Source organism: Curtobacterium sp. NPDC089689 (assembly GCF_044749145.1).
Lineage (GTDB): Bacteria > Actinomycetota > Actinomycetes > Actinomycetales > Microbacteriaceae > Curtobacterium.
Window position 1 is genome coordinate 74,435 of the sequence record NZ_JBIVHJ010000001.1, and the last position, 22,147, is coordinate 96,581.

Below are 22,147 nucleotides of genomic sequence, written 5' to 3' on the forward strand. Positions count from 1 at the left end.
ACGGGAGGCACGTGGCGGCGCCGCCACGTCCTCCCTCGCAGGCTCGGTCGGCGCGCCCGGCGCATCGCTCCGCGAGGCCGCTGAGCGGGCGCGCCCGACCGTCACCTGGTCACCAGCGCTCGCTGGTGACGCCCTGCCCGTCGGCCCACGCGAACACCTGCGCGCCTTCGATCCAGACGCGCGTCGCGCGGCTGGTCGCGGCGAGCGGGTCGCCGTCCCAGAGGACGAGGTCGGCGTCGTGGCCGACCTCGAGCCGGCCCACGCGGTCGCCGAAGCCGAGGATGTCGGCCGGGTTCACCGTGAGTGCCTCGAGCGCGGTCTGCCAGGGCAGGCCCTCCTTCACGGCGGCCGTGGCCTGGTCGACGAGCATGTTGATCGGCACGACCGGTGCGTCCGTCGTGATGGCGACCCGGACACCGGCGGCGGCGACCGTGGCGAGGTTCGGGATGCCGCGGTCGCGGAGCTCGACCTTCGACCGGCTCGTGAAGAGCGGTCCGTAGATGACCGGGATGCCCTTGTCGGCGAGGACGTCGGCGATCTTGTGCGCCTCGGTGCCGTGGTTCACGACGAGGCGGTAGCCGAACTCCTCGGCGAGGCGGATCGCGGTCGCGATGTCGTCGTGGCGGTGGGTGTGCTGGTCCCAGGCGAGCTCGCCGTCGAGCACGCGGACGAGCGTCTCCTTCGTGAGGTCGCGGGCGAACGGGTCGCCCTTCGCCTCGGCGGCGTCACGGGCTGCGCGGTAGTTCTGGGCCTCGACGAAGGCGTCACGGATGACCTTCGCGACGCCGAGGCGCGTGGACGGGGTCTGGCCCTTCCCGCCGTAGACGCGCTTCGGGTTCTCGCCGAGGGCGCTCTTCACGCTCACCGCGTCGGAGATGAGCTGCTCGTCGATCGTCCGGCCGCCCCAGGTCTTGATCGCGACGGTCTGCCCGCCGATCGGGTTGCCGGAGCCGGGCTTGACGACGATGCTCGTGACGCCGCCGGCGAGGGCGTCTCGGAAGCCCTCGTCCTGGATGTCCACGGCGTCGATCGCGCGGACACCGGCCATGTTCGGGCCGGTCATCTCGTTCGTGTCGTTGCCGGCCTCGCCGTTGGCCTCCTCGTGGATGCCGACGTGCCCGTGGGCCTCGACGAAGCCGGGGACGAGCCACGCACCGGCGGCGTCGACCACGGGCATGCCGCCCGGCGGGGAGACGTCGGGACCGATCGCCGTGATCTTCCCGTCCTCGACGACGACCGCCCCGCCGTCGAACTGCGGGGAGCTGACGGGGACGACGTGGGCACCGGTGATGGCGAAGGAGTTGGTCATGCGTGCCACGCTAGCGACGCCCCGTGCATGCGACATCCGGATTCCTGGCGGTCGGCTGGCACGCCGTCGTAGCGTGCGGCCCGTGCCCCATCCGCTGTCCCTCTCCCCCCGGTCGAGATCGTCCGCGCCCTCGCGGCCGGAGTCCGCACCCGTGCAGCGGTGGCCCGCGCACGCGCAGGTCGTCGTGCCGTGGCGGAGCCGTGCCCGCGGGCCGAGGGCCGACCGGGTGCTGCGCGAGGTCGAGGCCTCCGTGCCGCCGCGGATCGCCGCGGCAGAGTGGTCACCCGACGCCGGCACCGAACAGCTGCTCGCGCACGCAGCACACGCGCTGCGGACCCTCGACGCCGAGCACGGGCACGTCCTGTCCGGGCTGTCGTCGATCATGGTCCGGACGGAAGCCGTGGCCTCGTCGCGGATCGAGCACGAGCACGCGACCCTCGACGACCTGGCGCGCGCCTCCGTCGGCGGACGGGCGAACCCGAGCGCGACGACCGTGGCACGAGCCGGCGCGGCACTGGAGCGCCTCGCGGCGAGCGCTGCGGGCGGTGCGGTCACCGAAGCGGCACTCCTCGCCGCCCACCGGGCGCTCATGGCCGACGACCCGGTGGACGCCCGGTACGCCGGGCAGTACCGCGACGTCCAGAACTGGATCGGCGGCGGATCGACGCCTCGACTGGCGACGTACGTCCCACCGCCCGCCGCCGAGGTCCCGGAGCTGATGCACGACCTGCTGGCCTTCGTGCACCGTGACGACCTCCACCCGATCGCGCAGGCCGCCCTCGCCCACGCCCAGTTCGAGTCGATCCACCCGTTCACCGACGGCAACGGTCGGATCGGACGTGCACTCGTCGCAGCGGTCCTCCGCCGACGGGGCCTGGGCGTTCGGGTGACGGCTCCGGTCGCCGTGGTGCTCGCGGCCGAGCGTGCGCGGTACTTCGGCCGGCTCGCCGCGTACCGGGACGGCGACGTGGACGACCTCGTCCGCGACCTCGCGATCGCGATCGGCACCGTCTGCGACGAGGCGACGCTCTCGGCGTTGGTGCTCCGGGAGCACCGGGCGTGGCTCGACACCCTCGGGCTGCCCCCCGCGCTGGTCGGCGTGCTCGCGCGCGAGTCCTCCGTGACGGAGGACACGCTCGACGGACTGCTCGACGACCGGGTGGACGCGGTGGTCCGGCGCCTGTGCGGTGCCGGCGTGCTCCGGTCCCTGACCGAACGGCGCCGGCGGCGGGTGTGGCGGGTCGAGGGTGTCGCGGCCGAGTTCGAGGCCTTCACCGCGCGGGTCACCGACGCAGTGGTCGCACGGGCGGGCCGGGTTGCGTGACGGTGCCGGCGCGGCCGGGCCGGGCTGCGTGACGGCGCCTGCGCATAGGGTGGAGCGGTGAGCAGCGAGCACGAACAGGCCACCCCGCCCACCGCCGCGAAGCGCCCGGTCACCCGGACGCACCACGGCTTCGACTTCGTCGACGACTACGAGTGGCTGCGTGACAAGGAGTCCCCCGACACGCTCGCGTACCTCGAGGCCGAGAACACGTACACCGACGCGGCGACGGCGCACCTCGCACCACTGCGCGACCGCATCTTCGGCGAGGTCAAGGCCCGCGTGCAGGAGACCGACCTCTCCGTCCCAGTGCGGATGGGCGGCTGGTGGTACTTCACCCGCACGGCCGAGGGATCGCAGTACGGCGTGCAGTGCCGAGCGCCGATCGCCGGTCCGGACGACTGGACGCCGCCGTCGATCGAGACCCCTGCCGACGTCGGTCCCGGCACGCTGCCGGGCGAGGAGGTCGTGCTCGACGGCAACGTCCTCGCCGAGGGCCACGACTTCTTCTCGCTCGGCTCCTACGACATCTCCGACGACGGCACCCGGCTGCTGTACGGCGTCGACGTCGCCGGTGACGAGCGCTACACGCTGCACGTGCGCGACCTGACGACGGGCGAGGACCTCGGCGACGAGATCCCGAACACCGGTGCCGGTGCCACGTTCGACCCCTCCGGCCGGTTCGTCTTCTACCCGACGGTCGACGACTCCTGGCGTCCGGACCGCATCTGGCGGCACAGCGTCGGCGCACCCGCCGCCGAGGACGTCGTCGTGTTCGAGGAGTCCGACGACCGGTACTGGGTCGGTGTCGGCGTCACCCGGTCGTCGCAGTACATCGTCATCGAGCTCGGGTCGAAGATCACCTCCGAGGCGCTCGTCCTCGACGCGGCGGACCCGACCGGCGAGTTCCAGGTCGTCTGGCCGCGGCGCGAGGGCGTCGAGTACGAGATCGAGCACGCCATCGTCGGCGGCAGCGACCGGTTCCTCGTGCTGCACAACGACGGCGCCGAGAACTTCGAGCTGGTCGACGTCCCCGCCGACGACCCGACCTCCGAACAGGACCGCCGCGTCGTCGTCGCCCACCACCCGGAGCGCCGGATCGAGTCGGTCGACGCCTTCGCCGGGCACCTCGCGCTCGAGTACCGGTCCGAGGCGCTCCCCCGCGTCGCGATCATCCCGATCGAGGACGACGGCTACGGCGACGCGCACGAGGTCCCCTTCGACGAGGCCCTGTTCTCCGCCGGACTCGGCGGCAACCCCGAGTGGGAGCAGCCCACGCTCCGGGTCGGCTTCACCTCCTTCGTGACCCCGTCCGAGGTGAGCGACCTGGACCTCGCGACCGGCGAGGTCACCGTCCTCAAGCGCCAGCCGGTGCTCGGCGGGTACGACCCGGCGGACTACGCGCAGGAGCGTGACTGGGCCACCGCGGCGGACGGCACCCGTGTGCCGATCTCGCTCGTGTGGCGCCGGGATGCTGTCGACGCCGGACAGCCCGCGCCGCTGCACCTCTACGGCTACGGGTCGTACGAGCACTCCATCGACCCGGGCTTCAGCGTCATGCGACTGAGCATGCTCGACCGCGGCGTCGTGTTCGCGGTGGCGCACGTCCGGGGTGGCGGCGAGATGGGTCGGCACTGGTACGAGGACGGCAAGACCCTCACGAAGAAGAACACCTTCACCGACTTCGTCTCGGTCGCGTCGCACCTGATCGACAGCGGGCGGACCACCGCTGACCGTCTCGTCGCCGAGGGCGGCAGCGCCGGCGGGCTCCTCATGGGCGCCGTCGCGAATCTCGCACCCGAGCGGTTCGCCGGCATCCTCGCGGCCGTCCCGTTCGTCGACGCGCTGACGAGCATCCTCGACCCGGACCTGCCGCTCACGGTGATCGAGTGGGACGAGTGGGGCGACCCGCTGCACGACCCCGAGGTGTACCGGTACATGAGCGAGTACTCGCCGTACGAGAACGTCCGCGACGACGTGCAGTACCCGAAGATCCTCGCGGTGACGTCGATCAACGACACGCGGGTGCTCTACGTCGAGCCCGCGAAGTGGACGGCACGGCTGCGTGAGGTCGGCGCGCCGGTGCTGCTGAAGACCGAGATGGCTGCGGGGCACGGCGGTGTGAGCGGCCGGTACGCGTCGTGGAAGGAGCGGGCGTTCGAGCTCGCGTGGCTGCTCGACACGCTCGGGCTGGCCGAGGTCTCGCCGGCCGCGGCGGACGCGGACCCCATCGCCGCCGGCTGAGCGCGCGGCGCCGGCGCCCCAACCGCGCGTCTGGGGCGCCGGCGCGGCACTCACACGCGGTTGAGCGTGTGCACCGCCTCGTCGTAGGACTGCTCGGCGAGCCGCACGCGGTCCCCCGCGAGGACGCCGTACCCGAACGTCCCCTCGCCACCACGCTCAGCGATCCCCGAGTTCACCCGCAGCTGCTCGAGCGCCTGCAGGGAACGGACCCGCTCGGTGAGGACCTCGGCCGCGTTGCCGATGCGCTTCCACAGCGCGTGCGGGAACGCGTCGTCGCCGAGGACGTCCATCGCCATCCGAGCGCGGAGTGTCGCCGTCCACGCGAGTTCGGTCGCGGCGAGGGCAGCGGCCTCGCGCTCGACCACGGCGACCTCGGCGTCCTCGTCTGCGACGGCGTCACGCACGAGGTCCCGCACGCGGGGCTTCTCGATCGCGGAGACGTCCTGTGCGACGTGCTTCGGGGACCGCAGGGCCCAGGCGGTCGGTTCGGGCCGCTCCACGGCGTCGTCGAGCGCGTCGAGCAGCTCGAGGAACGGCTCGGTGTGCAGGAACGACACGACGTCGCGGATCGCGTGCGCGCGCCGTTCGCGGGTGGCGGCGAGGATCCGCTCGCGGGTCATCGCGTCGACGAGGGCGTCCTGCGCCGGGGTGGATGCTCGGGGCAGCCGCTCGACGAGGTACTCGGCGAGCGCGGCTCGGGCGGTCACGACGGCCAGGCCGTCCGCCGCCTCGGCAGCGCGGTCGAACTCCTCGGTCGGCGCGAACGCCGGTCGGTACGAGCCGAGGACGGCGGCGATCCCGAGCGCGGTGGCGGCGGTCTCGCGGAGGTCCACGGTCGGCGCGGTCGACTGGTCGCGCAGGTCGGCCTGCTGCTCGAGCAGCGATGCGCGCAGCTTCCGGAGACGCTTCGTGAGCGCGCGGGCGGCGGTGCCCTTCTCGGGCTTGTCGCCGGTCTGCAGGCGCGGTGCCGGTGCGCCGGCCAGCCCACGTGCCAGCTTGGACGAGACGGCGGCAGGGCCGGCCCCCACGGCCGCGAAGCGTCCGTCGAGGGCGGCGAAGAGCTCGTGCGCGATCTGCTCGTCGACGCCGCCGACGGTCTCGACCTCGACCTCGCGCCAGGTGCGCGGCGTCTCGGGGGCGTCGTCGTCGAGGCGCTGGGCACGGACGGTGTCGTCGGCGAGCTCCGCGAGCTGGTCGCCGTCCTCGTCGAGGAGCCGTGTCACGGTCCGGGTGGTGGTGATCCGGACGACCGGACGCAGGCCACGACCCCGGCGCTCGGTGAAGAGTGCGGCGAGGACCTCGTCCGGAACGGTGTCGGCGTCGTCGGTGAGCGGGAAGTGCTGCTCGTGCCGGACGGTGTCCGAGGCCGCGCGCTTGATGTGCCAGCCGGCGTCGACACCACCGGTCCGGCGCCGGACGGTCACCCGTGCGGCCACGAGGTCGTACCGCTCGGTGTCCCAGTAGGTGGCGTCGAGCTCGAACGGCTCCTGCCGCTCGGACTGCAGGATGCCCCCGACGCCGATCAGGTCGGGCAGGTCGCCGCCCTCGGGCAGGTCGTAGGTGCGCTCGATCTCGAGGTGCGTGTCACTCACGCGCTCTTGTCTACCAGGGCTCGCTCGGGTGCCACGAACCGGGTCGACGAGTCCGTCGACATCCGCCCGGCGACGATCGCCGCGAGCAGCGCGACCAGGAAGGGGACGATCGCGACCGCCGACGCGATCGCCGCCTTGATCGAGTACGCGAGCTGCGTTCCGTAGACGCTGTTCGACAGGGGGAACACGAGGATCGCCGCCACCACGGGCAAGAGCAGGAGCGACCAGGTCCAGCCCGGTCGACGGAGCACGACGAGCGAGGCCGCGAGCCAGCCCGCGGCGACGATGCCGAGCGAGAGCGCAGCGTGGACGGGCGGGTTGACGATCCCGGTCGCCAGGGCGAACCAGAGCACGCCGACGAGCAGCGCGACGATCCCGCCGAGCACGCGCCGACGCAACCGCACGCCGGTGACCAGCAGCAGGCTCGCGCACACGGAGATCCCCGGCACCACGGTGAGCACGGCGGCATCGAAGACGTACACCGGCATGGCCGCCGCGAAGCCGTTGTACCGCTGCAGGAGACCGAGCAGCGCACTGCCGGCGAAGTAGGACAGGACCCCGAGCGCCAGGAGCACCGGGATCGTCGGGATCGAGTGCGGCGTACGGCGAACGGAGCCGGGTACTGCGGTCATGGTGGTCCCCCAGGTGGTGCGACGGTCGGCGCGGCGGTGGAACACCGCCGTGGTGAAGGCACCGAACGCGAGCGCGGTCGGCGAGAGGTCGAGTTCGGCGGCGCCCTGCACGTCGGCGGACCACTGCTCTCGGCGGGTGTCCCGGTGTGCGGCCGGCGTCATCGCGACGGCGGCGGCGATGAGCGCGCGGTCGAGCGCGCTCACGATGCCACCGGCCGGTTGGTCGGACGGGCGGCACCCGTGGGGCGTGCGGCGGCACGGGCGGCGTCGGCACGGGCGTCGACGAGCTCGCGCGCTGCGACCGCTCCGTCCCCGGTGAACTCGTAGAGCCGTCGGCGTGGTCCGGACCGTTCGGCGTCGTCGTCCCAGCTCGAGCGGATCCACCCGAGTTGTTCGAGTCGCTCGAGGATCGGGTACACGGTCCCCGCCTGCCGACCGGTCGCCTTGATGACGAGCAGCCCCCAGGTCGGCCCGTCCGCGGCGAGCAGCGCGTCGAGGACGTCGAGCGTGGGGGCGGTCACGCGCTTGATCGGTTCCATGTGACGAACCTACCTATGTAGAACAAGCACGTCAAGCTATGTAGGACAAGCGGCACTCCGCGCCCAGACAGCCGGGTTACCCTGAGCGCATGAGCGAGACGATCACCCGTGACCAGTTCGTGCCCGATGCCGGCGGCGTCACGATGTTCACGACGAGCTGGTGCGGCTACTGCGCCCGGCTGAAGAACCAGATGACGAAGGCGGGCGTGCCCTTCCGCGAGGTCGACATCGAGCAGACCCCGGGCACCGCTGAGCTCGTCGCCGAGGTGAACGGCGGCAACCAGACCGTGCCGACGCTCGTGTTCCCGGACGGCAGCACCGCGACGAACCCCTCCCTCGCCGAGGTCCAGTCGCGCGTCTGACGCGGAAGCGTCGCCCGCAGCGGCCCACGCACGACCAAAGCCCGCCGGAACCACGCGGACCCGGGGTTCCGGCGGGCTTTCGTCGTGCGGACGCGAACGGCACCGGGCCGCGCCGAGCGCTACCGCGCCCCGCGCTCCAGGGCCTCGGTGAGCAGCGCCGCCATCGCGTCGAGCTGGATGTCGCCCGAGTCGACGATCTCCTCGTCGGAGCCGTCGAGCGCCCGTGCGGCCAGCGACGCCTTCGAGTCGATGAGATCCGCGATCTTCGTGTCGATCGTCTGTGCGGCGATGATCCGCCACGCGGTGACGGGCTCCTCCTGCCCGATGCGGTGCACGCGGTCGATCGCCTGCGTCTGCTCGGCGCTCGTCCACGACAGCTCCGCCAGCACCACGTTGGACGCGACCTGCAGGTTCAGGCCGACACCCGCCGCGGTGAGCGAGCACACGATGACGGCCACGTCGGGGTCGTTCACGAACGAGTCGATCTCGGCGGTCCGCTGCGTCGGGGTCTGGTCGCCGCGGATCGTGGCGGTGCGCAGACCGCGGCGGGCGAAGACCTCCTCCGCCTGGTCCATGACGTCGAGGTGCTTCGCGAAGAACACGACCTTGCCGACGTTCGACGCGAGCTGCGCGGCGTAGTCGGCTGCGAGCTGTGCCTTGGCACGACCGATCCGCCGCACCATCGAGAACACGTTCTCGCCGGTCGACGAGGCGTCCTGGTCCTCGAGCTCCCACCGCGCGACCTGGCGGACGAGCTTGTGGTCGATGCCGACGACCGGGTCCTGCCCGGTGCGGGCATCGAGTGCCTGGTGGTAGCGGCGGACGAGCTTCGCGGTGAGCTCGCGTTCGGCGTCGCGGATCGAACGGCCTTCGTCGCCGTCGAGCTCCACCGGGATGTCGGCGATGCGACGGGCGGGGATGTCCGCGGCGACGTCGACCTTGCGACGCCGGACGATGCCGAGGTCGATGACGGCCTTCCGAGCCTCGGTGAAGAAGCCCTGGTCGGCCGGCGTGAGACCGATCTCCTCGAGCTCGTTCATGAGCTTCGCGCGCGGCTTCTTGTCGTCGATCCAGCCGAGGAACTCCCAGATGGTTCGGAAGTCCTCGACGGAGTTGATGAGCGGGGTACCGGTCAGTGCCATGAGCAGCGGCGCGGCCACCCGGGAGCGGATCTTCTCGGCGAGCTGCAGCACGAACCGGGACCGCTGCGAGTCCTTGTTCTTGATGAAGTGCGCCTCGTCGACGACCATGCCCTTGAACCCGAAGGACCCGAGCCAGCCGACGTGCCGGTCGAGGATCTCGTAGTTCACGATGACGATGTCGGCGAACCCGTCGAGGTCGTCGCCGTCTCCGTGGATGACGGTCGCGGTCCGGTTCGGGACCCACCGCGCGGCCTCACGTGCCCAGTTCGTCTTGACGACGTTCGGGACGACCACGAGCAGCGGGAACGCGTTCGCGGCCTCGGCGGCGAGGAGCGACTGCGCGGTCTTGCCGAGGCCCGGCTCGTCGGCGAGCAGGAACGTGCGGTGACCGTGCGACGCGGCGGCGACGAGCTCGGCCTGGTGCTTCATGAGCGTCGTGCCGGACTTCGAGTGCAGCGTCGTGGGCTCGGGCAGCGGCATCGACGCCGTTCCCCCGCCCGCGCCGTACTCGAACGACTTGAAGAGCGGGCCGAAGAGCTCCCAGTTCGCCAGGCGACGCGGGTGCGCGACGGGCTGGTCCGCGAGGGCGAAGTCGGGCGCGAGGAACGGGTTCGCGAGCTGCCGCTGCACGACGGCCTGCGGCACGACCGAGCGCACCGGGGTCTCGACGGTGGGCGACGGCTCCGCGGCGATGACGAGGTCCTCGGGCTGGAGTTCCATCCCGCCGGCGATCATCATGTCGCGCTTGACGGTGCGGGTGGCCTCGCTGACGGAGGCCTCCTCCGTCAGGAGCTGGATGACGCTCGTGTCACGGGCAGCGGTCTTCGCGAGGATCGTCGCGACGCCGTCGAGCCGCTTGAGCTGCTCGGCGCGCTGCGCGTCGGTGAGCTCCGTGTCCGCCTTGACCCGTGCGCGTTCCTCGCGCATGAGCAGGGCGACCGCCTGGAACTTCGAACGGTTCGACGCCTTGAGCGGCCCGCGCTGGGCTGCTGCCTCGACCTCGCGCACGGCGCGGGCGAGGACGGGGATGACGCCGTCGTTGTCGAGCGGCCTGGTGCGGCGCGACGCGGTCCGCGTCCCGCCGGCAGCACGCCGGGTGCCTGATCGAGCCAACGCTCCTCCTGTTCCGCCCGTTCGTCACGGGCGAGCCGCCGATCGGCGGAAGTCTCCGTCCGGGGCCAGCTGGTCCCGGCGCATCGCGGGCCACCGTGGCCCGTCGTCCGCCGGTCCCCCGCCGCCACGCTTCCGGAGCGTCCGCGGTCGGTTCCACGCGGGTGTCTGCGGTCACCCACCGGGCGACCGCGTGACGGCCCGCGCCGGGATCCGGCGCCGTCACACGCACGTGACGCCCCCTCGGGGCGGCCACGGATCCGGCACCCGCGTCCGCCAAGCGGCAGACCGGTCCTGTCTGGATGCGACGGGACGCGCGGGCACGCGGTGCGTGCGCGTTCAGTTTACTCCCCGACCACCGACGGAGGCGACTCGACGCTGCCCGCGCGCGTCGCGCCACCAGGCCGGTACGTCCGGACCCGACCGGGAGGCACGGTGCAGGACCACCGGAGCGGCGTCGGGAACGCGGTGCGGAGCCGACCGGGAGGCGCGGTGCGAGACCGGTGGGCCGGCGTCAGACCCGTGGTGCGGAGCGCGGTCGGACGACGCCGTCGGACGGGGCGACGGGGGTCGCCTCGGCGAGCGCGGCGCGTGTCGCCGCGAGCAGCTGCTCCGCCGTGGCGATCCCGGTGGCAGAGCCGGTCGTCGCCTGACCGCCCGCGTGAGCGAGCAGCTGCGCGCCGATCGCGGGGCCGATGCGGTCCGCCTCGGCGGGGTAGCGGGTGACCCAGTCGCGGGCGATCGCGTCCGCGAGCCGTTCGGCCGCCGCGCCCCGGTCGGCGTCACCGCGGGAGCGGTGCCAGAGCCCGGTCACCACGAGGTGTGCGACCACGGCGCCCACGTCGCGGACCGGGTAGCCCCAGCCCGCGGTGTCGATGTCAAGGAGGCCGGAGATGCGCCAGGGCTCGTCCTCGTCGACGAAGACCTGCTCGAGGTGGAGGTCGCCGTGCACGACCTGCTTCGTCCCGCTCGTCCAGCCGATCGAGCGTCGACCGATCGCGTCGTACAGGCGGTCGATCTCCTCGGCGTCCTGCGGCAGCGCGGCGACCAGCGTGCGGCGGTGCCAGTCCGCGTGGTCCATGGCGTCCGCGCGGGCCTGCTGGGTCATCGGGACCGTGGCGATCCGACCGGAGAGCGCAGCGAGCGACGCGACGAACCGCGGGTCGTCGGCGATGTCGAGGATGCGACTGCCCGCCGGCACCCCGCGGATGCGTTCGAGCACGAGCAGGCCGTCGCCGCGGCTCGACAGCACGCGTGGCACCGGGAGCCCGGCCTGGACGAACTGCTCGTGCGACCGGACGATCGGCGCGACGCGGTGCGGGCGCACGACCTTGAGGAAGACCGTGCCCTCGGGAGCGTCGACGCGGACCACGGCACGCTTGCCGGGTCGGTACGCCGCGACCGTCAGCGTCGGGTCGGTGACCGGCATGCCGAGCGTGGTGAGGAGCTCGGCGACGGCGTCGCGGTAGGTCACCTGCGGCAGCACGGGCAGACCGGGGTCGTTCGGGTACGCCCACACCGAGACCGGCTCCCCAGTGGCGGGGTCCGTGACGATCGCGCTGTTCTGGTCGTGCGTGCCACCGGTGTCGACGTACGTCAGGACCGTCGCGCGCTGTCCGCCGCGGTCGACCGTGTCGACCTCGTAGCCGTAGAGGTAGCCGTTGCCCGAGGGCTCGACCGAGTGGGCGCGCGCGGCCACGACGGAGGTCCCGGAGCCGGCGAAGGCCTGCGGGATGACGCGTTCGTGGTTGGGCCACACGGGATCAGTCAACCGTGTCGCCGCGGTTTCGTCGCGTTCGTGCACGGCCCGTCGTGCGGCTCGTGGCTAGCGTGGTCGTCGTGAACCCGGTCGCGAGGCTCCGCAGCTCCAGCCGCACCCCCTTCCTGCAGGTCGTCAAGACCGCGGTCGCGGTGGTCGCCGCAGTGCTCCTCTGCCGACTGCTCATCCAGGGGCCGTTCCCGACCTTCGCCGCCATCGCCGCCCTGCTCGTCGTGCAGCCGAGCATCAACCAGTCCTTCGTGAAGGGGCTCGAGCGGAGCGCCGGCGTCGTGCTCGGGGTCGTCCTCGCGACGGGTGTCCACCAGCTGCTCGGGGACAGCGTCTGGGTGGTGCTGCTCGTCGTCGTGCTCGCGATCCTCATCGCCTGGGCGCTGCGCCTGACCCCGACGTCCGCGACCCAGGTCGGCATCAGCGGCATGCTCGTGCTCACCGCGGGTGTCGTCACGCCGAACTACTCCGCCGACCGCATCCTCGAGACCGTCGTCGGCGCGGTGGTCGCCCTCGTGGTGAACGCCGCGCTCGTGCCGCCGGTGCTGCTCGAGCCCGCCCACCTCGCCGTCGCCCGACTCGCCCGCGACACGGCGGCGGCGTTCGAGCGGATCGCCGTCGGACTGACCGAGGGGTGGGACCACGAGCGGTGGCACGACGCGCTGCTGCAGGCCCGCGCGCTGCGGTCCCAGCACCTCCGTGCCGAGGCGTCGATCGGGGCCGCGCGCGAGTCGCTCACGATGAACCCACGACGGAGTCGGCACCGGGACGTCCTCGACCGGGACGCCGCGGTCGCGGAGCACCTCCGGGTGCTCGTCACCCGGGTCACCGGCATGACGCGGGCGATCCGGGACAACACCGGACCGGACCTCGTCGCCGACCCGGTCGTGGGGCGCATCGCCACCGAGGTCGCGCGGATCGGGACGGACGTCCGGGCGCTCAGCCAGCGGGTCGAGGCGTCCGAGCTGCCCGTCGTGGAGGAGCCGGCGTTGACGGCGCCGCTCGAGGTCCTCCGGCCGAACTCGCAGCACTGGATCCTCATCGGGGCGTTGCTCGAGGACATCCGGCGCGTGCGCGAGGAGCTCCTCGGCGAGGACGACTGACGCGCGGCGCGGCGCGGCGCGTGCGGCGGCGCGCGCGCAGCTTCGCGGGGCGCGCGGCGGCGCGTGCGCCGCTTGGCGGGGCCGAGTCTCGCGTGCGGCGACGGTTCTCGCGGTCCGGGCCGCGAGGAGTGTCGCGCAGCGCGAGTCTCGCGGCACCGGGCACCGGGAGCGGGCGCCGAGAGCCGCGCGCCAGGCACCGGGAGCGGGCACCGGGAGCGGGCACCGGGCACCGGACACCGGGTCAGCGTCGGGCGACGGCGGCCTCGGCGGCGGTGTGCACGATGTCGTCCCAGAGGACGCTCGACGGTACGACGGCACCCGCGTCGAACACGTCGACCCGGACGACCTCTGCCTCCGCGAAGCGGCTGATCTCCGCGACCGCCGCGTCCGTCCCGGCCTCGAGCGCCGCGCGGCTGGCGACGTCGGGCACGGCCGTCCGGAGTTCCGCGACGACCCTCCCCCGGCGGTCGTCCGCGAGGCCCTCGAGCGCGCAGACGCTCTTCCACGCTGCGTCGAGTTCGATCCGGAGCCGGATGATCGCCGGGTGGTCCGGCGTCTCGGTCATGGTCATGGTGGTGCCCCCGTGCGGACCCAGCGTCGGGCGCGCTCGGTCCGATCGCAGCCTAGCAATGAAGAGAGCAGTCCTCATGTCCCTCGAACGCGGGACAGAACGTTCTACTGCCGGACCGTTCTGTGACGAGATTCAGCCGGATCGGCCCCGGGATCTCCCGCGCGTACAGGTTCGATGCCACCATGGGGTCGAGGAGGTCCACTATGCGGTTGTTGGTGGTCGAGGACGACGACGAGATGCGCGCCCTCATGGAACGCGGACTCGCTGCCGAGGGGTACCGCGTCGTCGCGGTCGAGAACGGTGTCGAGGCGCTCATCGCACTCGGGGAGCAGTCGTTCGACCTGGCGGTCGTCGACGTCATGATGCCGGGCATGTCCGGCTTCGAGCTCGCCCGACGGATCCGCGAGCGGGAGGACCCCGTGCGCATCCTGCTGGTCACCGCGCGTGACGCCGTCGACGACCGCGTGTTCGGTCTCGACGCCGGCGCGGACGACTACCTCACGAAGCCCTTCGCCTTCGCCGAGCTCACCGCCCGGCTCCGCGCACTCGGCCGCCGCGAGACCGCCGGCGCGCCCCGCACGATCGAGGTCGGTGACGTGGCGATCGACTCCGAGGCGCGTCGCGTCGCGATCAAGGGCCAGCGCGTGGCGATGAGCCCGACCGAGTTCGCGCTCCTGCGCCTGCTCGCGCGGTCGGTGGGCAGCGTCGTCGACCGTCCGAAGATCCTCGAGGAGGTCTGGGACGGCTCGCAGCACGTCGACCCCAACGTCGTGGAGCAGTACATCTCGTACCTCCGCAAGAAGTTGACCGCGCACGAGGCCACCGTGGCGATCTCGACGGTCCGCGGACGCGGCTACCGTCTCGACCTCGTCGGAGCGTGAGCACCACGACCCCGGACGGACGGTCGGACGCGCCGACCGGACGCCGGGGCTTCGTGCGCCCGCTCCGGCTGCTCTCGCTGCGGGCCCGGATCACGATCGGGTCGACGGCGATCGCGGCGGTGGTGATCGTCCTGCTCGTGCTCGTCATGCGCTTCCAGGTCGTCAGTGTGGTGGCGAGCGCCACCCGGACGCTGCTCGACGCCGATGCCGACCCGTACGTCGCAACGCTCGAGGTCGACAGCGACCCGGACCTCTCGCAGCCCGGGAACGCCCAACTCGTCGCGGTGGTCTCCCCCTCGGGCGACATCGTGCTCTCGACCATGCCGGGCCGTCTGGAGCGAGCACTCGGCAGCCTCGCCGAGGAACGGGCCGGCACCCGCGTGATCGACGTCGCGAGCTCGCAGTACCGGGTGGTCGTCGAACACCCCGTCAACCGCGCCGGCCGCTGGACCGTCGTCGCCGCACGCAACTCGCAGGCCGAGGCCCTCGTCGTCGACGACCTCACCACCACCCTCTCCCTCACCGGCCTGGCGATCCTCATCGCGTTCGGCGTCGCGTCGTGGGTGCTCGCGACGACCGCGCTCCGTCCGGTGAACCGGATGCGGCGCGAGGCCGAGCGGCTATCGGTCGCCCCGGAGCGCGCCGAACTGCCGGTCGGCCCGGCGCAGGACGAACTCGCGTCGCTCGCCACCACCCTCAACGCCTTCCTCGCCCGCACCCGGCAGGCCACGGAGCGCGAACGCCAGATGGTCAGTGACGCGAGCCACGAGCTCCGCACGCCGCTCGCGATCCTGACGACCCAACTCGACCTGGCATCGCTGGACGGCGACGACGCGACCGCCCTGGCGGCCCACATCGAGCGCGCCAAGCACAGCGTCGCCCGCCTGTCGCGACTCGCGAACGACCTGCTCGCGCTCTCCCGCATCGAGGAGTCGGAGCGGCGCGAGCAGGACGGCGCCGAGCAGCCCACGACGGGCTGGTCGGACCTCGGCGACGAGGTGATGGCCGCCGTCGACCGCGTGCGCCTCATCGCCTCGGCGAAGGACATCACGGTCGACTTCGACCTCGAGCCCCCCGTCGCCGTGGGTGGCTCCGGCCCGGGCATCGGTGGCGGCACGGTGGAGCCGCGGTACCGGCTCGACACCGGCGGGATGGCGCAGCTCGTGACGAACGTCGCGGGCAACGCGGTCGCGGCGCTCCCCCGTGGCGGCGGGATCTTCGTCTCCTGGCGGAGCGCCGACGGCCAGGGCGTCCTGCAGATCACGGACGACGGCCCCGGCGTCCCGGAGTCGTTCATCCCGGTGGCCTTCGACCGGTTCACGCGACCGGACGAAGCCCGCAAGTCACGGCCGAACCCGGACCCCGCCACGGGCGCGATCACCATGCCCGGCGGCTCCGGACTCGGGCTCGCGATCGTCCGGGCGATCGCGGAACGCGCGGGAGGCACGGCATCCCTCCGCAACGTCCGGTCCGGTGGCCTCGAGGTCACCATCCAGATCCCCGAGGCCCGGTAGCGACCCGGCACACCGGTCACTGGAAGTCCCGCGACCGGGTGCGCACCGCCAACGGCAGGTGCTCCATCCGGTCCGCCACCACGTTCACCACGCCTTCGTCCGACCGTTCGAGGATCCCTCGCACGATCACCGCGGGCGACTCGCGAGCGGTGCGGCGGTAGCGCCCCCACACCCCGACGCTGCAGATCACGTTCACGAGCCCGGTCTCGTCCTCGACGTTCATGAACGTGATGCCCGATGCCGTCGCCGGACGCTGCCGATGGGTCACGATCCCACCGACCTCGATCCGCCGGCCGTTCTCCGCCGTCATGGTGTCCGCGACGCTCAGCACGCCCCGGCGCTCGAGCACCGGTCGGACGTGCCGGACGGGGTGGTCGTCGGTCGTCATCCCCGTCGACCACATGTCCGCGATGAGGACGTCCCCGCTCGTCATCTGCCCGAACAGCGGTGGCTGCACGACCACCTGGGTGCCGGGCAGCTGGTCGGGGCGCTCGCCGGCCGCCTGTCCGGCTGACCAGATCCCGCTGCGGCGGTCCTCGCCGAGGGAGGCGAACGCGTCCGCCGCTGCGAGCGCCTCGAGCTGCGCCGTCGTCAGTCCGACCCGGCGGGCGAGGTCGGACATGTCGGTGAAGGGGCCGTTCGCCCGACGCTCGGCGACGATCCGCTCCGCGCTGCGGCGGCCGAGGGAGGTCACCTCGGCGAGCCCGAGCCGGACGGCGAACGCACCGTCGCGGCGGTGTCGGGCGGTGTCGTCCGGCACCGAGCGGTCGAACGGCGGCACTTCGGGCTGCTCCTCGACCAGGCACCCGTCGTCGCCGGTCGTCACCGGCCCGTCGGGACCGGCACCGACACCCGGACCGGCACCGACACCCGGACCGGCACCGACACCCGGACCGGCACCGGCATCGTCGAGCGGCTCCATCGTGGCGTCGACCTCCGACCGCAGGATGTCCGGCCGGAGCACCCGCACGCCGTGTCGTCGGGCGTCCGCCACGAGGGTCTGCGGGGAGTAGAACCCCATCGGCTGCGCCCGGAGCAGCGCCGCGAGGAACACCCCGGGGTAGTGCAACCGCATCCAGGCACTGGCGTAGACGATGAGCGCGAAGCTGATCGAGTGGCTCTCGGCGAAGCCGAAGTTCGCGAACGCCTGGATCTTGGCGTAGATCGCGTCGGCGTCGGCACCGTGGATGTCGTTGCGCGCCATGCCCTCGTAGAGCTTCTCGCGCAGCCGTTCGATCTTCTCGTGTCCGCGCTTCGACCCCATCGCCCGCCGGAGCAGGTCGGCGTCGTCGCCCGTGCACCCGCCGACGACCACCGCCATCTGCATGAGCTGCTCCTGGAACAGCGGCACGCCCTTGGTCCGGGCGAGCACGGGTTCGAGCAGCGGGTGCGGGTAGGTGATCTCCTCGGCACCGGTCCGGCGGCGGATGTACGGGTGCACGGCGCCGCCCTGGATCGGCCCGGGACGCACGAGCGCGACCGCGATGACGAGGTCGTAGAACTCGCGGGGCAGCAGCCGCGGCAGCGACCCCATCTGCGCGCGGGACTCGACCTGGAACACCCCGATGGTGTCGGCGCGGCAGAGCTGGTCGTAGACGCCCGGTTCCTCCTTCGGGATGGTGTGCATGTCCCACCGCTCCCCGCAGTGCTCCGCGGCGAGGTCGAACGCGTACTGGAGTGCGGCGAGCATCCCCAGCCCGAGCATGTCGAACTTCACGAGCCCCATGTAGGCGCAGTCGTCCTTGTCCCACTGCAGCACGGTCCGGCCGTCCATCCGGGCGTGCTCGATCGGGACGACCTCGCCCACCGGTCGGTCGGTGAGCACCATGCCGCCCGAGTGGATGCCGAGGTGCCGTGGGAACCCGAGCACCTGCTGCGCCATGTCCACGACGGGCGCGGGGATGTCGTGGTCCTGGCTCTCGGTCACGGACCCCCACCGTTCGACCTGCTTCGACCAGGCGTCCTGTTGCCCGGGGCTGTGCCCGAACGCCTTCGCCATGTCGCGCACGGCTCCCTTCGGCCGGTAGGTGATGACGTTCGCGACCTGTGCCGCGTTGAACCGGCCGTACTTCTCGTAGACGTACTGGATGACCTCTTCACGACGGTCGGAGTCGAAGTCGACGTCGATGTCGGGCTCTTCGTCGCGCAGGGCCGACAGGAACCGCTCGAACGGCAACCCGTACCGGATCGAGTCGACGGCGGTGATCTCGAGCAGGTAGCAGACGGCGGAGTTGGCGGCGGAGCCCCGGCCCTGGCAGAGGATCCCCCGCTGCCGGGCGAACTGCACCATGTCGCGGACGATGAGGAAGTACCCCGGGAAGTCCTTGTCCTCGATGACGGCGAGCTCGCGTTCGATGCGGGTCCGCTTCGCCGGGTCGACCCCGTCGTCGCTGCCCGGGTAGAACCGCCGGGCGCCTTCCCACGTGAGCTCGCGGAGCCAGGACATGGTGGTGTGCCCCTCCGGGACGTCGAGCTTCGGCAGACCGGGCCGCGCGGTCTTCAGCGTGAACCCGAGCTCGTCGGCGAGGGTCACGCTGTACTCGACGGCACCCGGCCACCGGGCGAAGCGTCGGGCCATCTCTGCACCCGAACGCAGGTACGCCGTGTCGGCCGCCGGCAGCCAGCCGTCGATCTCGTCGAGGCTCCGTCGTGCCCGTACCGCCGCGAGTGCCGAGGCCACGGGGAACCGGGCCGGGGTCGCGTAGTGGACGTTGCCCGTCGCCACGACGGGCAGGGCGTGCCGTGCGGCGAGCGCGGCGAGGACGTCGTTCCGGGCGGAGTCCACCGGGTCGCCCTGGTCGGTGAGCTCCACCACGACGTGGTCGGTCCCGAACCGGTCGAGCAGGAGGCGCAGGGCGGCCTCGGCCTCGGACTCGCCACCGCGCTCGAGCGCCTGCCGCACGGCACCCTTGCGGCAGCCGGTGAGCACCCGCCAGTGGCCGCCGGCCCGCTCCGCGAGGTCGTCGAGGTCGTACTGCGGCCGACCCTTTTCGGCACCGGCGGCCAGGTGGGCGTTCGTCACCGCCCCGGCCATCCGGTGGTAACCGTCCTGCCCGTCGGCGAGGAGCAGCAGGTGCGTTCCCTCGGGGTCGGGGACGCCGTTCTGCGGCTCGGTGAGCCCGAGCGACAGCTCGGTGCCGTAGACGGTCGCGAGCCCCGGGTAGGACTCGGCGGCCTCGGCCATCCGGGCGACGCCGTAGAAGCCGTCGTGGTCGGTCAGTGCGAGGCCGTGCAGGCGCAGTCGTGCGGCCTCCTCGAAGAGCTCCTCGGGCGAGCTCGCGCCGTCGAGGAAGCTGAACGTCGAGTGCGCGTGCAGCTCGGCGTAGGGCACGACGGGGCCGGAGTCGTCGCGTCGGAGCGACGGCGGCACGTACTTCTCGCGTTTCCGCGACCAGGCGGGACTGTCACCGCCGTCGCCGGCGTGCGTGCTGCCCGGACTGCGACGGTCGGACAGGGCACGCTCGAACTGCGACCACGGGATCGGGGGGTTGCTGTAGCCCATCAGGTGCTCCTCACGTCGCCACGGCCTCGGCCCACCACCGGTGGTCGGCCAGCACGAGGTACCAGGCCCGTCCCCCGTCGTCGACGAGCTGGAGCCGGTGCAGGCGTCGGCCGCCGGACTCCCACCAGCGCACGACGAGCGGCCACGGGCCCGCCCACGCGGTCACCGGACCGAACCGGCCGCCCCGCTCGCCCTCAGCACGGAAGCGCTCGGGTTCGCCGGTGAGCACGCCGCGGTCGTCGACGTCGACGGTGACGCCGGACGCGGTCTCGACGTCGACCGGGCGTGGACGGTCGAGCACCGTCGCCGGTGGTGGCCCCGGCAGCTTGCCGGGCCACGGACGATCACGGATGGTCGCCAGTGCGCGCTCCCCACCGACGGGGGCGTCTCCCCACGGCACGAGCACCACCCGTTCGGCGAGCGTGCGCCCGCCACCGATCCGCGGGGTCACGACGCCGTCGTGCCCGACGAGTCCCTGGACCCGCGCGAGCCCGTGGTGCACCCGTTCGTCGGGCCCGGAGCCCCAGAGCCCGCGCTCGTGGTTCGCCGTGTCGTCGACCGCGACGGGTTCGAGCACGACCTGCACGACGGGGGCCTCGAGCCCGGTGGGGTCGACCCCGCCCGCGAGCTGCCACCGGACCCGGTCGACGACGTCGGCCGCGTCGAACCAGCGCGGGTGCACCCACACCCGTTCGAGCAGGATGTCGCGTTCGTCGACGATCCCCACCCGGATGCTCGTCGCGACGAGTCCGGCGACGCGGAGGCGCTCGGCGAAGTCGTCCGCCGAGCGCCGGAACGCGAAGGCGACCTGGTCGGCGCGGTCGAGCGGCGGCTCGAACGACGCCTCGACCCGGAGCTCCGGCGGGACCTCGCGCGCGGCGATCTCGCGCGGGTCGCGTCCACCCGCGAGCCGGTGCAGGAAGGCGCCGGCCTGCCCGAAGCGGTCGCGCACCTGCTCATCACCGAGGGCGGCGAACCCGCCGAGGGTCGTGATGCCGAGCCGACCGAGGAGCATCGCGAGGTCGGTGTCCCCGAGCACCCCGAGCGGGAGGTCGGCGAGGAACGGCGCAGACCCGCCGACCGGGACGATCCGGGTCCGCTCCCCCGGTCGCACCGGACGGGCTCGGGCGGCCTGCTCGGCGGCGAACGGGGTGTCCGCGACGCCCACCCGCACCCCGGGGGCACCGTGGTCGGCCGCGATGCCCGCGAGCGTGGCGGCCGCGGCCCGCTCACCGCCGTAGTACCGAGCCGGACCGCGTGACCGGAGCGCGAGGGTCCCCGGGCGGAGGACCTCGACGCCGGGGACCGCCGCCTCGACCGCACGGATGACGGGCTCGAAGGCGCGGTGGTCGAGGGCGTCGTCGTAGGGCTGCACGACGAGCCCCGGGCAGCGCGCCTGGGCCTCGCGCACCCGGAGTCCGCGTGCCACCCCGTGCTGCCGGGCGCTCGCGGAGCAGGCGAACACCTGTCCGCCGGCCACGACGGCGAACGGCTGCTCCGGTGGCTCGCCGGCCGCACGGGCAGCGGCGACCACCGGCCAGTCCGGGCACCAGAGGACGATCGTGCGCGTCGGCGGGGCCTCGGGGACCGCCCCGCTGCGCAGCACCGGGGCACTCCCCCCGTGCAGCGCCGCCCCCGCGCCGGACACCCCGGTGCGGGGCAGCCCGACACGAGGCGCAGCACCACGCGACGAGCCGGCCCGACCCCGCGGGCTCACGACGCCACCGCCACCGGGCGCAACACCGGACGCGACGCCGCTGCCGGTTCCACGGGACGGACCGCGCCGTCGGCCGCCGGCAGCAGCAGTTCGGCGCTGACCGGACGCACCGCACCGGCGCGGCCGGTGGCCGTCACCGTGGCCCGACGCTCGGACAGGTAGCCGTGCCCGTGCCCGATGCCGCTCCAGTCGGAGGCAGTGACCTGCAGCGAGACGTCGGCCCCCGGCCACGACCCGAGCGCGACGAGCGCACCACCGCGCTGCCGGAGCCGGGCAGCGAGCCGGGAGACGTCCCCGGGCACCACGCGACCGAGGGGCCGGGTGAGCACGATCTGCGCGACGTCGACGAGGGCAGCTGTGACCGTCAACCACTGGTCGCCCGGGTCCGGCACGAGCACCAGCCGTTCGAGGTCGATCCCTGCCGCGGCTGCCGCTTCGACCCCGAAGGACGGCACCCCGACGACCGCGCACCAGGCCCCCTCGGCCGAGGCCGCCTGCAGCATCGTCATCGCCAGCAGCACCGAGTCCTGCACGGCGTACGTGCCCCCGACCCGGATCGCTCCGCCGGGCAGCAGCGGCGCGATCGCCGGTGCCGTCGGCAGCCCGACGACGGTGTCGACCCGCATCGCCTCCATCTCGGCGACCCGGGACCGCAGGCTCGTGATCCGCTCGAGCGCCGCACGGGCGTCCCCGAGGTGGTCGACCCGCCGGACGGGCCGGGCAGCCCGGTCCGTCCGAGGAGACCCGCCTGGGTCCCCCGGCGACGCGAGTGCCGCTGCCGACTGCATGCCCTCATATTCGAACATGTGTTCGATGATGTCAATCGGGTCTGACATCCTG

The 22,147-nt window shown here is 73.0% G+C and carries 16 protein-coding genes; 6 read left to right on the forward strand and 10 right to left on the reverse strand.

Features of this window, described 5'->3' with window-relative positions; translation table 11 throughout:
- Nucleotides 1-109: 109 nt before the first annotated feature.
- On the reverse strand, nucleotides 110-1,309 hold the full coding sequence (locus tag ACIPYW_RS00375; protein WP_400409793.1) for an amidohydrolase: 1,200 nt from the start codon (nucleotides 1,307-1,309) through the stop codon (nucleotides 110-112).
- A 151-nt stretch (nucleotides 1,310-1,460) separates the two neighbouring features.
- Between ACIPYW_RS00375 and ACIPYW_RS00380 the strand changes: the two genes are divergently transcribed.
- Both ACIPYW_RS00380 and ACIPYW_RS00385 read left to right on the forward strand, forming a co-directional pair.
- On the forward strand, nucleotides 1,461-2,633 hold the full coding sequence (locus tag ACIPYW_RS00380; protein WP_400409794.1) for a Fic family protein: 1,173 nt from the start codon (nucleotides 1,461-1,463) through the stop codon (nucleotides 2,631-2,633).
- Nucleotides 2,634-2,690: 57 nt separating this feature from the next.
- Nucleotides 2,691-4,874 carry a S9 family peptidase gene (locus ACIPYW_RS00385; protein WP_400409796.1) on the forward strand — a complete coding sequence of 728 codons (2,184 nt, stop codon included), beginning with the start codon at nucleotides 2,691-2,693 and terminating at the stop codon, nucleotides 4,872-4,874.
- A 50-nt stretch (nucleotides 4,875-4,924) separates the two neighbouring features.
- Here ACIPYW_RS00385 and ACIPYW_RS00390 read toward each other — a convergent pair whose 3' ends face one another.
- Genes ACIPYW_RS00390 through ACIPYW_RS00400 form a run of 3 tightly spaced genes read right to left on the reverse strand, consistent with a single transcriptional unit; the run spans nucleotide 4,925 to nucleotide 7,637 of the window.
- A complete protein-coding gene (locus ACIPYW_RS00390; protein WP_400409798.1) occupies nucleotides 4,925-6,466 on the reverse strand; it encodes a CYTH domain-containing protein in 1,542 nt (513 codons plus the stop codon).
- A complete protein-coding gene (locus ACIPYW_RS00395) occupies nucleotides 6,463-7,302 on the reverse strand; it encodes a hypothetical protein (RefSeq protein WP_400409800.1) in 840 nt (279 codons plus the stop codon). The genes ACIPYW_RS00390 and ACIPYW_RS00395 overlap by 4 nt, the downstream gene beginning before the upstream one ends.
- Nucleotides 7,299-7,637: a PadR family transcriptional regulator gene (locus tag ACIPYW_RS00400; RefSeq protein WP_400409802.1), complete on the reverse strand. Its 339-nt coding sequence runs from the start codon at nucleotides 7,635-7,637 to the stop codon at nucleotides 7,299-7,301. The genes ACIPYW_RS00395 and ACIPYW_RS00400 overlap by 4 nt, the downstream gene beginning before the upstream one ends.
- Before the next feature lie 89 nt (nucleotides 7,638-7,726).
- On the opposite strand from ACIPYW_RS00400, the gene ACIPYW_RS00405 reads away from it, so the two are divergent.
- Entirely contained in the window at nucleotides 7,727-7,999 is a 273-nt protein-coding gene (locus ACIPYW_RS00405; protein WP_290132336.1) for a mycoredoxin, read from the forward strand.
- A 119-nt stretch (nucleotides 8,000-8,118) separates the two neighbouring features.
- Here ACIPYW_RS00405 and ACIPYW_RS00410 read toward each other — a convergent pair whose 3' ends face one another.
- Both ACIPYW_RS00410 and ACIPYW_RS00415 read right to left on the reverse strand, forming a co-directional pair.
- Nucleotides 8,119-10,254: a DEAD/DEAH box helicase gene (locus ACIPYW_RS00410; protein WP_400409805.1), complete on the reverse strand. Its 2,136-nt coding sequence runs from the start codon at nucleotides 10,252-10,254 to the stop codon at nucleotides 8,119-8,121.
- Nucleotides 10,255-10,765: 511 nt separating this feature from the next.
- Nucleotides 10,766-12,010, reverse strand: a complete 1,245-nt coding sequence (locus ACIPYW_RS00415) for an aminoglycoside phosphotransferase family protein (RefSeq protein ID WP_400409808.1) — start codon at nucleotides 12,008-12,010, stop codon at nucleotides 10,766-10,768.
- A gap of 80 nt (nucleotides 12,011-12,090) precedes the next feature.
- Between ACIPYW_RS00415 and ACIPYW_RS00420 the strand changes: the two genes are divergently transcribed.
- Complete coding sequence (locus ACIPYW_RS00420; protein WP_400409811.1) at nucleotides 12,091-13,122, forward strand: aromatic acid exporter family protein; 1,032 nt, start codon at nucleotides 12,091-12,093, stop codon at nucleotides 13,120-13,122.
- A gap of 241 nt (nucleotides 13,123-13,363) precedes the next feature.
- Here the strand turns inward: ACIPYW_RS00420 and ACIPYW_RS00425 are convergent, their stop codons facing one another.
- Nucleotides 13,364-13,693 carry a hypothetical protein gene (locus ACIPYW_RS00425; RefSeq protein ID WP_400409813.1) on the reverse strand — a complete coding sequence of 110 codons (330 nt, stop codon included), beginning with the start codon at nucleotides 13,691-13,693 and terminating at the stop codon, nucleotides 13,364-13,366.
- 203 nt (nucleotides 13,694-13,896) lie between these two features.
- Here ACIPYW_RS00425 and ACIPYW_RS00430 point away from each other — a divergent pair, with 203 nt between their 5' ends.
- Both ACIPYW_RS00430 and ACIPYW_RS00435 read left to right on the forward strand, forming a co-directional pair.
- Nucleotides 13,897-14,574: a response regulator transcription factor gene (locus ACIPYW_RS00430; protein ID WP_058724844.1), complete on the forward strand. Its 678-nt coding sequence runs from the start codon at nucleotides 13,897-13,899 to the stop codon at nucleotides 14,572-14,574.
- Nucleotides 14,571-16,088, forward strand: coding sequence for a sensor histidine kinase (locus tag ACIPYW_RS00435; RefSeq protein ID WP_400409815.1), 1,518 nt, complete (start codon nucleotides 14,571-14,573; stop codon nucleotides 16,086-16,088). Before ACIPYW_RS00430 ends, ACIPYW_RS00435 begins: the two co-directional genes overlap by 4 nt.
- 16 nt (nucleotides 16,089-16,104) lie before the next feature.
- Here the strand turns inward: ACIPYW_RS00435 and ACIPYW_RS00440 are convergent, their stop codons facing one another.
- The 3 genes from ACIPYW_RS00440 to ACIPYW_RS00450 form a co-directional block, all read right to left on the reverse strand.
- Nucleotides 16,105-19,590 carry an error-prone DNA polymerase gene (locus ACIPYW_RS00440; RefSeq protein ID WP_400409818.1) on the reverse strand — a complete coding sequence of 1,162 codons (3,486 nt, stop codon included), beginning with the start codon at nucleotides 19,588-19,590 and terminating at the stop codon, nucleotides 16,105-16,107.
- Nucleotides 19,591-19,600: 10 nt separating this feature from the next.
- Nucleotides 19,601-21,196 (reverse strand): DNA polymerase Y family protein, encoded by a 1,596-nt coding sequence (locus ACIPYW_RS00445; RefSeq protein ID WP_400409821.1) that lies wholly within the window; start codon nucleotides 21,194-21,196, stop codon nucleotides 19,601-19,603.
- A 107-nt stretch (nucleotides 21,197-21,303) separates the two neighbouring features.
- Entirely contained in the window at nucleotides 21,304-22,113 is an 810-nt protein-coding gene (locus ACIPYW_RS00450; protein WP_400409822.1) for a hypothetical protein, read from the reverse strand.
- Between the last annotated feature and the right edge of the window lie 34 nt (nucleotides 22,114-22,147).